This is a genomic window from Rhodococcus sp. SBT000017, from assembly GCF_003688915.1.
Taxonomy (GTDB): domain Bacteria; phylum Actinomycetota; class Actinomycetes; order Mycobacteriales; family Mycobacteriaceae; genus Rhodococcoides.
This window is the reverse complement of the sequence record NZ_REFU01000001.1, coordinates 754193-767747: the sequence shown is the minus strand read 5'-3', so window position 1 is coordinate 767747 and position 13555 is coordinate 754193. Positions and strand designations below refer to the sequence as shown.

The following is a 13555-nucleotide window of genomic DNA, read 5'->3' as shown; positions in this document are numbered from 1 at the left end:
AGACTCGCCTACAGCAAACACAGTTGTTCGCGCTCGTCATTCGTCGAAAATTCGAGCATTCGATTCTCGACGTGTGGCAGAACGGTCGGCTCCTCACGGGGTGGGACCACAGCGCGAACCGACAGAAGGGAATCAGGTGCCCGAGGCACCCACTATCTCGGTTGCCGCCACGGCAACTGCGGAACAACACGACGACGGTTCCACTTCGGAGGGATCCTCTATCGAGCCGGGAGAGAAACCCGGCGACACCGATTTCGGCAGCCACGTCCACTCCGGCGGCGCGATGCTCCTGTCCCAGCTTCGACGGTCCCGGCTCAGGCGGAGTTGACGCGTGGCTCTTCTTCTCACCATCGTCAGCCTGCTCGGTTTCGTCGCCCTGACGGCCGGCACGGCGCTGTTCGTTGCGGCCGAGTTCTCCCTCACTGCTCTCGAACGCAGTGCGGTCGAGTCACAGGCCGACAACGGCGACCTGCGCTCGCGCCAGGTTCTGCACGCCCACAAGACACTGTCGTTTCAGCTGTCCGGTGCCCAGCTCGGCATCACCATCACGACACTGATCACCGGCTATCTCGCCGAACCGGTGCTGGCCGGGTTCATTCGGCCGGTGGCCGACGCGCTGGGCGCATCCGAAACCCTCTCCGCCGGCATCTCACTTGCGGTGGCGCTGATCCTGGCGACCTCGTTCTCGATGATCTTCGGTGAGCTGGTTCCGAAGAACATCGCCATCGCGAAACCGATGTCGACCGCGCGGGTCACCGCCGGTGCGATGGCCGGGTTCTCGCTCGTCTTCAAGTGGGCCATCAACGGACTCAACGGCTCGGCGAACTGGCTGGTACGCCGGCTCGGGATCGAACCGGCGGAAGAACTGAGATCCGCGCGGTCGCCGCAGGAATTGGGTTCGCTGGTCCGCACGTCGGCACGGCAGGGATCGATCGACGAGAACACCGCCCGACTGGTGGATCGGTCGTTGCAGTTCGGCGACCGCACGGCCGAGGAACTGATGACGCCGCGAGTCAAGATCGAAACGCTCGCCACCGACGCGACCGTGGCCGATCTGATCGAAACGGCCGCGCGGACCGGCTTCTCACGCTTTCCGGTGGTCGACGGCGACCTGGACGACACCATCGGCGTCGTTCACATCAAGCATGCGTTCACTGTCGCCGGAGCGCACCGTCGCTCGACGACGGTCGAGTCCCTGGCGCGCGACGTTCCCGTCGTACCGTCCAGCCTCGACGGCGACGCGGTGATGGAACGGGTACGTGCCGACGGTATGCAGGTCGCGCTCGTCGTCGACGAATACGGCGGCACCGCGGGCATGGTCACGATGGAGGATCTGATCGAGGAGATCGTCGGTGACGTGCGCGACGAACACGACGAGCCGGAGCTCGACGTCTCCAGATCGGGCGACGGATGGGATTGCGCAGGTCTGCTGCGTATCGACGAGGTCGCGTCGGCCACCGGGTATTCGGCACCGGAAGGCGAGTACGAAACCATCGGCGGCCTGGTACTGACGGAGTTGGGTCGCATACCGACCGAGGGGGACGCAGTTCTGTTGCCTCCCCCGGCGAACGAGGATCCGCTCGAACGAGACGGCGGTTGGGTGGCACGGGTGATTCGCATGGACGGCCGTCGCATCGACCGGGTGGTGCTCCTGCCCGTCGACGCGGCAGCGGTGGCTCGGATGAAATCGGACGGTGAGATCGATGGGTGATTTCCTCGGAGTCGGTCTCGCCGTTCTGCTGCTCGCCGGCAACGCTTTCTTCGTCGGAGCCGAGTTCGCTCTGATCTCGGCCCGGCGGGACCGCCTCGAAGCTCTGCTCGCACAAGGTAAGAAGCGCGCTCAGAGTGTGATCGAGGCCGGTCAGAACCTGTCGCAGATGCTCGCCGCGGCCCAGCTCGGCATCACGATCTGCTCGATCCTTCTCGGGCGTGTGGCGGAGCCTGCGGTGGCACACCTGATCGAGGTTCCGCTCGAGGCAGTCGGCATTCCCGAGTCCTTCCTGCACCCGATCGCCTTTGCCATTGCGTTGACGCTCGTGGTCGTTCTGCACATTCTCATCGGCGAGATGGTGCCCAAGAACATCGCCATCGCGGGCCCGGAGAGCACTGCAATGGTTCTGGTGCCCATCCATCTGCTGTTCATCAAGGTCGCGCTGCCGCTGATCTCGTTCTACAACATGTGTGCCAACCTGACCCTTCGACTGCTGCGGATCGAACCCAAGGACGAGCTCAGTTCCTCGGTGTCGGCGGTCGAGTTGTCGCAGATGATCGGCGAATCACGATCCGAGGGATTGATCGACGCCGAGGAGCATCGACGATTGCGGCAGGCGCTCGAGACGTCCGGTCGAACGGTCGCCGAGGTTCTGATTCCCTCTCACCAGGTTCGCAGTATCGAGTTGTCCGGGCCCGATCACACACTCGGACCCACCCTGGGTTCCGTCGAACGCGCTGTCATCGAAACGGGATTCTCTCGTTATCCGGTCCGCGACGCCTCGGGGGCGCTCGTGGGCTACCTGCATCTCAAGGACGTTCTCGACGACATGGCCGACGAGTCGGCAGGACCGGACACGGTCATTCCCCGCAGCGATGTGCGAGCACTCCCGGTGGTCTCCATCGACACGGTGCTCGACGACGCACTGACCAAGTTGCGTCGGGCCAGCAGCCATCTCGGTGCCGTGCACGACGCGACGGGTGCCACGGTCGGCATCGTCGCGCTCGAGGACCTGGTCGAAGAGTTCGTCGGTACGGTTCGGGACGGCACGCACCGGGTGGCCGGTCCTCGTCCGGGCCAATCGTCGTCCAGTTTCAAATCCGCGGCCGCTCCCCCACGGAACGCGTGAATGACCTCCTCGACGTTGCTGAGCGAACAGCAGTGGACCACTCGTCGTGCGGCGCATGCGGCACGGGTGGAGAACCTCGTCGGTGACTATCTGACCGACCGGGGCCACGGCGGCGTCCATCCGGTGCTCGACTTTCTGTTCACCTACTACAGTCACCGCCCGGGTCAGCTGCGTCGATGGAATCCAGGTCACGGCGTCGTCCTCACCGGTGATCGTGCTCAGGATTTCGCGGCGTTCGCGTCCTACGAGCAGGTGGACACCGACGACGGCCCGGGCTTTCGGGTGCGGTCGGATCTGGTGGAGCGTCGACGATCGAGCATCGAATTCACCCTCGGCCTGCTCGTCGCCACCCGAGACAGGCCGCCGGTGCTCGGCTGTTTCGGACTGCACGAGTGGGCGATGGTCTACCGCGGGGGCACCTCGGCGCAGCGGCACGAGCAGGTGCCACTGCGTCTGGGGCACGACGGAACCGACGCCGTGGTCGATTCGATGACGTTGCGCTGCACCCACTACGACGCCTTCCGGTTCTTCACCCCCGATGCAGCGCCGCGCAACGCTCTTCCGCTGTCCCCGGAGTCTCGTCTGACGTCCGAGCAACCCGGTTGTATTCATGCCTCGATGGATCTGTACAAGTGGTGCTACAAGCTGGGACCACTGATCGATTCCGAGTTTCTCACCGACTGTTTCGAGCTGGCCCTGCACGCGCGAACGATCGACATGCGCGCGAGTCCGTACGACCTGAGCGGCTACGACCTCGAACCCATTCGGATAGAGACCGCGGCCGGACGAGCCGAATACGTGCGTGCGCAGGGCGAATTGTCGAGCGAAGCGGCACCTCTGCGCTCGGCGTTGATCGCTCGATGCCAGAATTTACTGATCGGCGGCGAGTTCGGCGTCGGACCTACCGCCGAGTAACATCGACAGCGTTGTCGTGGGGACACCGTCACCGGTGTCCGTGACCGGAAAGAGTGAGGAATTCATGACCGATCGTGTGCAGGCTGGTGGACTTCAGGTCGCCAAGGTCCTATTCGATTTCGTCGAGAAGGAGGCGCTGCCGGGTACCGACGTAGACTCCGATGCCTTCTGGGCCGGTGCCGCGTCGGTGATCGCCGATCTCGCTCCCAAGAACAAGTCACTGCTCGCTGTCCGCGACGAGATCCAGGGCAAGGTCGACGCCTGGCACGGCGAGCACGCAGGCCCGAACTACGACCGCGCCGCCTACAAGGCATTCCTGAAGGAAATCGGCTACCTGCTCGACGAGCCGGCCGACTTCCAGATCAGCACCTCCGGTGTCGACACCGAGATCACCACCACCGCAGGCCCGCAGCTCGTGGTGCCGGTGCTCAATGCCCGGTTCGCGATCAACGCCTCCAATGCACGGTGGGGCTCGCTGTACGACGCCCTCTACGGAACCGATGCCATTCCCGAGACCGACGGCGCCGAGAAGGGCACCAGCTACAACAGGGTCCGCGGCGACAAGGTCATCGCCTTCGCGCGGGACTTCCTCGACGAGGCACTGCCCCTGAGCTCCGGCTCGCACGTCGGGACCACCGGATACGTCGTCGACGCAGCATCGCTGACCGTCACCCTCGCCGACGGCAGCACGGTCGGGCTGAAGGATCCCGCACAGCTGCTCGGCTACCAGGGCACCCCGGACGCACCGTCGGCAATCCTGTTCGTGCACAACGGCTTGCACTTCGAGATCCAGATCGACCCCGAGAGCCCGATCGGCAAGACCGACGGCGCAGGAGTCAAGGACGTCCTGCTCGAGTCGGCTGTCACCACCATCATGGACTTCGAGGACTCCGTCGCTGCAGTCGATGCCGACGACAAGGTTCTCGGATACCGCAACTGGCTCGGCCTGATGAAGGGCGATCTGACCGAGGAAGTCTCCAAGGGCGGCAAGAGCTTCACTCGCGCGATGAACAAGGACCGCACCTACACCTCGGTCGACGGTTCGGAATTGACGCTGCACGGACGCTCGCTGTTGTTCGTCCGCAACGTCGGTCACCTGATGACCTCGGATGCGATCCTCGACGCCGACGGCAACGAGGTGCCCGAAGGAATTCTCGATGCCCTGTTCACCTCGCTGGCCGGTATGCACTCGCTCACCTCGGACAACGTGCTGTCCAACTCACGGACCGGTTCGCTGTACATCGTCAAGCCCAAGATGCACGGACCGGACGAGGTCGCGTTCACCGCGGAGCTGTTCGGCCGGGTCGAGCAGGTTCTGGGGCTTCCGACCAACACGCTCAAGGTCGGCATCATGGACGAGGAACGCCGCACGACGGTCAACCTCAAGGCATGCATCCAGGCCGCATCCGAGCGGGTCGTGTTCATCAACACCGGCTTCCTCGACCGCACCGGCGACGAGATCCACACCTCGATGGAGGCAGGCCCCGTCGTACGCAAGGGAGCGATGAAGGGCGAGAAGTGGATCGCCGCCTACGAGGACTTCAACGTCGACACCGGTCTCGCCGCAGGACTCGAAGGCAAGGCACAGATCGGTAAGGGTATGTGGGCCATGCCCGATCTGATGCACGACATGCTCGAGCAGAAGATCGGCCACCCCAAGGCCGGAGCCAACACCGCGTGGGTTCCCTCGCCCACCGCTGCGACCTTGCACGCCCTGCACTATCACAAGGTCGATGTCTTCGCCCGTCAGCACGAGATCGCACAGGCCAAGCGCGCCACCGTCGACGACATCCTCGAAATTCCTCTCGCACCGTCCACCGACTGGACCGACGAGGAGAAGCAGAACGAACTCGACAACAACTCGCAGTCGATCCTGGGCTACGTCGTGCGGTGGATCGACCACGGCGTCGGCTGCTCGAAGGTTCCCGACATCAACGACATCGCACTCATGGAAGACCGGGCGACGCTGCGCATTTCGAGCCAGTTCATCGCGAACTGGCTGCGCCACGGCATCGTCACCGAAGACCAGGTGCGCGAGTCGCTGAAGCGGATGGCCCCGGTGGTGGACCGTCAGAACGAATCCGATCCGACGTACAAGCCGTTGGCTCCCGACTTCGACACCAACATCGCCTTCCAGGCTGCCAGTGACCTGATCTTCCAGGGCACCAGTCAGCCCAACGGCTACACCGAGCCGATCCTGCATCGTCGCCGACGGGAGTACAAGGCCGTCAACGCCTGACGGACTTGCCGATCACGTGGGTGAACATCGGAACACAGGGCGCGGGCGTTCGATAGCCGCCGGACCCGTGATCGTCGTGATAGCGATCGCGGTGCTGGCTGCGGCCGTGTTCGGATGGTTTCAACTGCGGGATCGAATCTTCGATCAAGGGGTCGAAGCTGCCGACACATGTGTGGAGGGATCGGCGGTGCTCACTGTCGCCGCCGATCCCGACATCTCCGGGCCGGTCGAACAACTGGCTGCTCGGTTCAACGACACCGCACCGGTGGTACGGGATCACTGTGTGACAGTGCAGGTTCGAGCTACGGCCTCCGATGCCGTGCGAATGGCTCTGAACACCGGTATCGACAACTGGGACGTCGGAGCACTCGGCGCTCGGCCGGGCCTGTGGATACCACAATCGTCGGGTGACGTCGAAGCCGTGACCGACCGAGGAGCCGTCGACGGCACCCCGCGGCCACTCGCGACGAGTCCGGTCGTACTCGCGGTGCCGTCTGCGGTGGCCGACGCTCTGACCACTGCGAGCTGGGCCGATCTGGTCGGCCTGCAACGCGACCCACAGGCGCTCGGTCTCGGCGAGTGGGGCGCACTTCGCCTCGCACTACCGACCGGATCCGATGCCGGCGCAACGACACTCGCGGTCGCCGCCATCGCTGCCGGGGTACGCGGTGATCCGACCACTGCCCTGACCGTCGAACAGGTCTCGTCGAGGGAACTGGTCTCGGCTGTGTCGGAGCTGGCCGTCACCGACACCGGAGCCTCCGCAACGTCTGCGTCCACCACCTACGACGCACTCGCGGCCCTCGAGAACGCGCCGGGCCCCGACGCTCCAGTCCACGCGGTTCCGGTCACCGAACAACAACTGGCCTCGACCGATTCGTCGACGCTGACCGCCGTCGAACCTCAGGGTCCCACTCCCGTTGCCGATCATCCCGCGGCCGTACTCTCCGGCGACGAGACATCGACCCGGGCCGCCGCCGCATTCGTCGATTTCGTCCGGCAGCCCGACGGCGCGCAGTTGCTCACGGATGCGGGCTTCGGCGTCGGCGAGACCGTGAACCCGGACGTCGTCGCTGCTCCTTCCGGACCGGTTGCCGACGCACTGCTCTCGGTGCTGCGAAATCCGGTCCTGCCGCGCCGAGCCACGGTACTGCTCGACGTGTCCGAGTCGATGGGCACGACCGAAGGCAGTGCGACTCGGCTGCAGAACACGGTTCGCGCGCTCGACGAGCAGTTCCAGCGAGTACCCGACTCCACCGAGCTGGGCCTGTGGAGCTTCAGTGAGGATCGAGGCGACTCGCTCCCCTACCGCGTCGACGTTCCGACCGGCCCGATGGCGGCTGCGATCGGGCCGACTCCCAGGCGTACTGCTTTGACTGCCGGTGCGGCGGCGTTGACACCCGAATCAGCGTCGTACTCCGCCGAGTCGTTGCTGGCCGCCTATCGCGACGCAGTGGCCGGATTCGTCCCCGGACGCGTCAATTCCGTCGTGCTGATCACCGACGGCCCCAACGACGACCCGTCGCTGTCCACCCAGGACCTGCTCACCGACCTCGACTCGGCATCCGATGCCGCGCGTCCGGTCGCGGTGAACGTGGTGATGATCGGCGAGAACACCGATGCGACCGCATTCACCGACCTATCGGCCCGGACGGGCGGCACTGCGATGACCGTGCCGACGTCTGATTCACCGGATTTCTTCGATCTACTCGGAAAGTTGCTGTACTAGAACATGTCTCGTGTAATTTTTGTCGGCGTCTTCTTGCTCCTCGTGACCCTGTTCCTGCACTGGCGGTTTCTCTCCGTCACCAGGATGCCGACACGTCCCAAACGGGCTGTCGATGCTGTGCTGGCGCTCCTGTGGCTGGGTGCGGTGATCGGCTTCGGCAGCGGCGTCGAATTCGATCCGTCCTGGGCACGAGGACCCGCCTTCGTCGGGCTCAGTTGGCTCGCCGTGGTGCTGTACCTGTTCCTGGGAACGGTGCTGGTGGCCGTGGTCTGCACCGTCATGAGAGTGGTTTTCGCGGCGAGGCGTCGCGATTCGTCCTCGGCTCGACTGCGTGTGACGAGGATCGGCTCAGCTGCGGTGGCACTCGTCAGCGTGGTCGCAGTGGGGTACGGACTCGTCGAGGCGGCAACTCCGCGGGTGACGAACACCGACGTCGCGCTCGACAGGCTGCCGGCCGAATTCGACGGCGTCCGAGTGGCGTTGGTGTCCGATCTGCACGCCGGGCCCTCCCGCGGCGCGGACTTCGTGCGCAAGGTCGTCGATTCGATCAATGCGCAGAATCCCGATGTCGTCCTGCTCGACGGCGATCTCATCGACGGAACGGTTCCGTTGGTCGGTGCCGACCTCGCACCGCTCCGCGACCTCGACGCCCCGCTCGGTGTGTTCGCTGTCAGCGGCAACCACGAGTTCTATGCGGGAGACGGCGGTGAATGGCTCGATCTGTGGTCGACGCTCGGAATCGACGTCCTACGCAACGAACGCACGACCCTCACCCGTGGCGGCGCCGCGATCGATCTCGCCGGCATCAACGACGCCACTGCCCCCGCACCGTACGAACCCGATCTCGGTGCGGCATTGGAGGGGATCGATCCCGACCGTTTTGTGCTACTGATGGCCCACCAGCCGTTGCAAGCGGTGGAGGCATCGGACTTCGGAGTCGACATGCAGGTCTCCGGGCATACGCACGGGGGTCAGATATGGCCGATCCGGTACCTGGTGCCGCTCCAGCAGCCGAGTGTCGAAGGCCTGGACACTATCGACAACACCACGTTGTACACCACCAGGGGTGCGGGCGCGTGGGGTCCACCGGTCCGGGTCGCTGCTCCGCCCGAGATCGCGATGCTCGAGCTCACGCAAGGCTGAGTTTCTCCGACTCGAACAGAACAGAGCCCACCACGTCGCCGTGGCGGGCTCTGTTCTCGGCTCAGGCGAATGCCTCGATCGGTGGGCACGAGCACACCAGATTGCGGTCGCCGTGGGCACCGTCGATGCGTCGCACCGCGGGCCACACCTTCGGACGGTCGTAGCCGGCCGGATAGGCAGCGAGTTCCCGTGAATACGGGTGATCCCACTCGGCCACCAGACTCCGAGCAGTGTGGGGTGCGCCTCGAAGTGGGTTGTCCTCGACAGTCCATTCACCCGACCCGACGCGATCGATCTCGCCCCTGATGGCGATCATCGCATCGCAGAAGGCGTCGATCTCCTCGAGGTTCTCGCTCTCGGTGGGCTCGACCATCAGAGTTCCGGGCACCGGGAAGCTCATCGTGGGCGCGTGGAAGCCGTAGTCCGCCAACCTTTTCGCAACGTCGTCGACGGTGACTCCGGTGTCCTTGGTCAAACCTCGCAGATCGAGAATGCACTCGTGGGCAACCATGCCGTTGTCGCCGGTGTACAGAACCGGGAAGTACTCGTCGAGGCGGCGGGCGATGTAGTTGGCCGACGCGATCGCCGTCAACGTCGCCTGCCGGAGTCCCGTCGCACCCATCATCGCGATGTAGGCCCACGTGATCGTCAGGATCGAAGCGCTGCCGTATGGGGCACCGGACACCGTCGGTCCCGAACCGAGCTGCGGGGCCAGTGGGTGACCCGGCAGGTACGGCTGCAGATGCGACCGCACACCGATGGGTCCGACACCGGGCCCGCCGCCGCCGTGCGGGATGCAGAAAGTCTTGTGCAGGTTCAGGTGGCTGACGTCGCCGCCGAATCGGCCGGGGCGCGCCAGACCGACGAGAGCGTTGAGGTTGGCACCGTCGACGTACACCTGACCGCCTGCGTCGTGGACCGCTGCACAGATCTCGGAGATCTCGTGCTCGTAGACGCCGTGGGTCGAGGGATAGGTGATCATGATCGCGGCGAGGGTGTCGGCGTGTTCGGCGATCTTGGCGCGCAGGTCATCGACGTCGACGTCGCCGTTGGGACGGCAGGCCACGACGACAACGCGCATGCCCACCATCACCGCCGAGGCTGCGTTGGTGCCGTGCGCGCTCGACGGGATCAGGCAGACGGTGCGCTCGGCATCGCCGTTGCCGAGGTGGTAGCGACGAATGGCGAGCAGTCCCGCGTACTCGCCCTGGCTTCCCGCGTTCGGCTGCAGGCTGACCGCGTCGTAGCCGGTGATGTCCACCAGCCACCGTTCCAGGTCGGCGATCACCCGCAGCAGACCGGGCACATCCAAGGAGGGAGCGAAGGGGTGCTGACGGGCGAACTGCGGCCAGGTGATGGACTCCATCTCCGCGGTTGCATTCAGCTTCATCGTGCACGAACCCAGAGGAATCATGCTGCGGTCGAGCGCAATGTCCTTGTCGGACAACGCGCGCAGGTAGCGCAGCATGGCCGTCTCGGTGCGGTACCGGGTGAATGCCGGGTGCGTGAGGTACTCGGAGGTGCGAGCCATGTTCGCCGGCAACGACTCGCTCCCGGAACCGGCTGTTTCTGCGCCGAACGCGGCGAGCGCGTTCGTGATGTGCTCGGGCGTCGTCGCCTCGTCGCACGCGACGGCCACGTGGTCGGCGTCGACCAGCCGCAGATTGATGCCGCGCTGCTTGGCATGGTCGACGACTTCCTGAGCCTTGCCCGGGATCGCCGCGAGGACGGTGTCGAAGAATTCCGTGTGCACCACGTCGATGCCTGCCTCCCGCAGACCTGCCGCCACGGTTCGAGCGTGCGCATTCACCCGAGTTGCTATGGCCCGCAATCCGTCTGCGCCGTGGTAGCTGGCGTACATCGCGGCGACGATGGCCAGCAGGACCTGAGCGGTACAGATGTTAGAGGTCGCCTTCTCCCGGCGGATGTGCTGCTCGCGGGTCTGCAGCGCCAGTCGGTAGGCGCGGTGGCCGTCCGCGTCGAGCGAGACCCCGACCAGTCGGCCCGGTAGTTGACGGGAATGACCGGACCGCACTGCGAGGTATCCGGCGTGCGGTCCGCCGTAGCCCATCGGAACACCGAACCGCTGGGTGGTTCCGAAGCAGACGTCCGCGCCGATCTCACCGGGCGGAGTCACCATGGTGGCAGCGAGCAGGTCCACTCCCACGGCAACCAGCGCGCCACGCTCGTGCGCGGCCTCGATGATGGCCGTGTGATCGATCAGACGGCCCGACGCTCCCGGCAGTTGTGCCAGCACACCGAAGAATTCTCCATCGGGCAGGCCGTCGGTCAGATCGGCGTAGACCAGTTCGATCCCCAACGGCTCGGCGCGAGTGGCCAGTACGGCCTCGGTCTGCGGGAAAATGTCGGAATCGACCAGCAACCGAGGCGACTTCGACGCCCTGTTGGCACGCCGCATCAAGGTCATGGACTCGGCGGCCGCCGTCGACTCGTCGAGCATCGACGCATTCGCCACGTCCATGCCGGTGAGGTCGGCGACCATGGTCTGGAAGTTCAGCAACGCTTCGAGTCGCCCCTGGCTGATTTCGGGCTGATACGGCGTGTAGGCGGTGTACCAGGCCGGGTTCTCCAGAATTCCCCGGGTCAGCACCGGCGGGGTCAGCGTGTCGTAGTACCCGAGGCCGATCATCGACGTCGCCACGGTGTTCTGCCCGGCGAGATCGGCCAGTGCGGCGAGCACCTCGTGCTCGCTCAGGGCAGGCGGCAGCGTCGCCAAGCCGTCGGGAACGCCGTCGACCACGGTGTCGAGGATGGAGGACGGAACGGCTTTGCTGGCCAGCTCGTCGAGACTGTCGACGCCGATCGTGTCGAGGACGCGGACCAACTCGGTGGCGTCGGGGCCGATGTGGCGATCGACGAAAGTGTGTGCGGACGAGGCAGTTCGGTCGGTCACGATGTGCTCCCAGGTGCCGGAAAGACGAGGCGTCGGACGACCGAGGCAAACGCTCCGGCCGCTCCTCCCCCTCTGTCGTGTGCCCGCTGACGCGTGCGCCTGAGAGATTCGGTCGGACACGGCGCGCCGAAAAAGCGCGCCGGCACCTTTCCCCTTGGGCGGGTGGGTGCTCCCACCACTTTCCAGAGTTGTCGAAGCCCACACGGTCCGTGTGCCTGAGAGATTGACGGGGAGGTGTTGCTCCTTCGGCGTCCGAGACTGGATGCCTCGGAACTCTCCCGCGCGGGCGCGACGAGGAAAGTCTAGCCGGTCTTGCGGCTAGCGCGATTCTTGCGGCGCGAGGCCAGCTCGTCCTCGGGGCTCGGCTGGCTTTCACCGCCGTCGGCACGTTCGGCCGGGAAGTCGGCGATGGTGCCGGTGAGCTCGCGCATCGCGCCGTTCACGGCGATACCGAACACGCCCTGTCCGCCTTGGAGAAGGTCGACCACTTCTTCGGCCGACGTGCACTCGTAGACGGTGGTGCCGTCGGAGAACAGCGTGATGTTGGCGAGATCGCCCACGCCGCGCTGGCGTAGGTGATCGACGGCGACGCGGATGTTCTGCAGTGAGATACCGGTATCGAGCAGCCGCTTGACGATCTTGAGGACGAGCATGTCCTTGAACGAGTACAGCCGCTGGCTTCCCGACCCCGCTGCTCCGCGGATGGACGGGACGACGAGCCCGGTGCGGGCCCAGTAATCGAGCTGGCGGTAGGTGATGCCGGCGATCTGGCAGGCACTCGGCACGCGGTAGCCCACGAGTTCGTCGGGCACGGAGTCGTCGGGGAACAATCCCGGTTGGATGTCCTGGGGCGCTTCGATTCGGGCGCTCGACGCCTGGTCGGGGGTGTCGACCCGAGCATCGGCACCGACGGGCGTGTCCTCGGTCCGGCCTGCGGCTTCGGACTCTCGACTGCCGTGATGCTGCTGCGGCTGATCTCCCACTGACTGCTCCCTCTCGGATGTCTCACTGCGTTCGGATCGAGTCAGTACTGCGATCCGTCCGAGACACTGGAAATGCCTCGGTGTACTCGCGTGAAGTCATACCGTGTACCAGGCCAGAGTACGCCTCGGTAGCTGTCGACGAGGCGTGAACTGCACCGGATCGGACCAGCAGCGGCGATGAACTTCACTGGCACGAACGTTATGGGGACGATCGTGCAGATTCAACGCAACGCGCCGTAAACCTGAACCTAAAGTTGAGGTTGAGACTCTTCTGTTACCCGTCGGTGGCTTTGAAGTCGTCCGGAGACACCGATTCGAGGAACTCCTTGAACTTCTCGACCTCGTCCTCGCGCTCGTCGGGCATGATCAACCCGGCTTCGGCGAGCACGGGCTCCTCGGCGAAGATCGGCACCCCGGCCCGAAGTGCGATGGCAACGGAATCCGACGGCCGAGCGGAGACTCTGATGTCCTTGTCGAACACGAGATCGGCGTAGAAGGTGCCCTCCTGCAGATCCACGATGCGCACCTCTTTGAGCTGGTGCCCGAGAGCCGAGATCAAATTCTTGACGAGATCGTGAGTGAGCGGCCGGGCGGGTTGCACACCCTGCTGCTCCAAAGCAATTGCAGCAGCCTCGGTTTGACCGATCCAGATCGGGAGGTACCGGTCGCCGTCGGCCTCGCGCAACAGCAACACGGGCTGGTTCTGCGGCTGTTCGACACGAATACCGACCACACGCATCTCACTCATCGTGTCTGCCTCTCACCTCGAGAAATCCGGGCTGCACTGAAAAC

9 protein-coding genes and 1 riboswitch are annotated in these 13555 nt (G+C 65.1%); of the genes, 6 read left to right on the top strand and 3 right to left on the bottom strand.

Going from position 1 to position 13555, the window contains the following annotated elements:
• Nucleotides 1-331 precede the first annotated feature (331 nt).
• From AYK61_RS03410 to AYK61_RS03385, 6 genes are all read left to right on the top strand, one after another.
• On the top strand, nucleotides 332-1711 hold the full coding sequence (locus tag AYK61_RS03410) for a hemolysin family protein (RefSeq protein ID WP_121869813.1): 1380 nt from the start codon (nucleotides 332-334) through the stop codon (nucleotides 1709-1711).
• Nucleotides 1704-2840 carry a hemolysin family protein gene (locus tag AYK61_RS03405; RefSeq protein ID WP_121869812.1) on the top strand — a complete coding sequence of 379 codons (1137 nt, stop codon included), beginning with the start codon at nucleotides 1704-1706 and terminating at the stop codon, nucleotides 2838-2840. The genes AYK61_RS03410 and AYK61_RS03405 overlap by 8 nt, the downstream gene beginning before the upstream one ends.
• Nucleotides 2841-3755: a 3-methyladenine DNA glycosylase gene (locus tag AYK61_RS03400; protein WP_121869811.1), complete on the top strand. Its 915-nt coding sequence runs from the start codon at nucleotides 2841-2843 to the stop codon at nucleotides 3753-3755.
• 64 nt (nucleotides 3756-3819) lie between these two features.
• Nucleotides 3820-5994 carry a malate synthase G gene (locus tag AYK61_RS03395; RefSeq protein ID WP_121872395.1) on the top strand — a complete coding sequence of 725 codons (2175 nt, stop codon included), beginning with the start codon at nucleotides 3820-3822 and terminating at the stop codon, nucleotides 5992-5994.
• Between the two features lie 67 nt (nucleotides 5995-6061).
• Nucleotides 6062-7723, top strand: coding sequence for a substrate-binding and VWA domain-containing protein (locus tag AYK61_RS03390; RefSeq protein ID WP_259467916.1), 1662 nt, complete (start codon nucleotides 6062-6064; stop codon nucleotides 7721-7723).
• Between the two features lie 3 nt (nucleotides 7724-7726).
• Nucleotides 7727-8866: a metallophosphoesterase gene (locus AYK61_RS03385; protein ID WP_121869810.1), complete on the top strand. Its 1140-nt coding sequence runs from the start codon at nucleotides 7727-7729 to the stop codon at nucleotides 8864-8866.
• 61 nt (nucleotides 8867-8927) lie between these two features.
• Here AYK61_RS03385 and gcvP read toward each other — a convergent pair whose 3' ends face one another.
• The 3 genes from gcvP to AYK61_RS03370 form a co-directional block, all read right to left on the bottom strand.
• Nucleotides 8928-11780, bottom strand: a complete 2853-nt coding sequence (gene gcvP / locus AYK61_RS03380; protein ID WP_121869809.1) for an aminomethyl-transferring glycine dehydrogenase — start codon at nucleotides 11778-11780, stop codon at nucleotides 8928-8930.
• A gap of 193 nt (nucleotides 11781-11973) precedes the next feature.
• Nucleotides 11974-12071: riboswitch (glycine riboswitch) on the bottom strand.
• Nucleotides 12072-12082: 11 nt separating this feature from the next.
• Complete coding sequence (locus tag AYK61_RS03375; RefSeq protein WP_052047548.1) at nucleotides 12083-12640, bottom strand: MerR family transcriptional regulator; 558 nt, start codon at nucleotides 12638-12640, stop codon at nucleotides 12083-12085.
• Nucleotides 12641-13037: 397 nt separating this feature from the next.
• Nucleotides 13038-13511 (bottom strand): bifunctional nuclease family protein, encoded by a 474-nt coding sequence (locus tag AYK61_RS03370; protein WP_037189246.1) that lies wholly within the window; start codon nucleotides 13509-13511, stop codon nucleotides 13038-13040.
• Nucleotides 13512-13555: the final 44 nt, after the last annotated feature.

Bases quoted from the DNA above. Each gene is read 5' to 3' on its own strand.
- AYK61_RS03405 (WP_121869812.1), top strand. From the start codon at position 1,704: ATGGGTGATTTCCTCGGAGTCGGTCTCGCCGTTCTGCTGCTCGCCGGC.
- AYK61_RS03400 (WP_121869811.1), top strand. From the start codon at position 2,841: ATGACCTCCTCGACGTTGCTGAGCGAACAGCAGTGGACCACTCGTCGT.
- AYK61_RS03395 (WP_121872395.1), top strand. From the start codon at position 3,820: ATGACCGATCGTGTGCAGGCTGGTGGACTTCAGGTCGCCAAGGTCCTA.
- AYK61_RS03385 (WP_121869810.1), top strand. From the start codon at position 7,727: ATGTCTCGTGTAATTTTTGTCGGCGTCTTCTTGCTCCTCGTGACCCTG.
- AYK61_RS03370 (WP_037189246.1), bottom strand. From the start codon at position 13,511: ATGAGTGAGATGCGTGTGGTCGGTATTCGTGTCGAACAGCCGCAGAAC.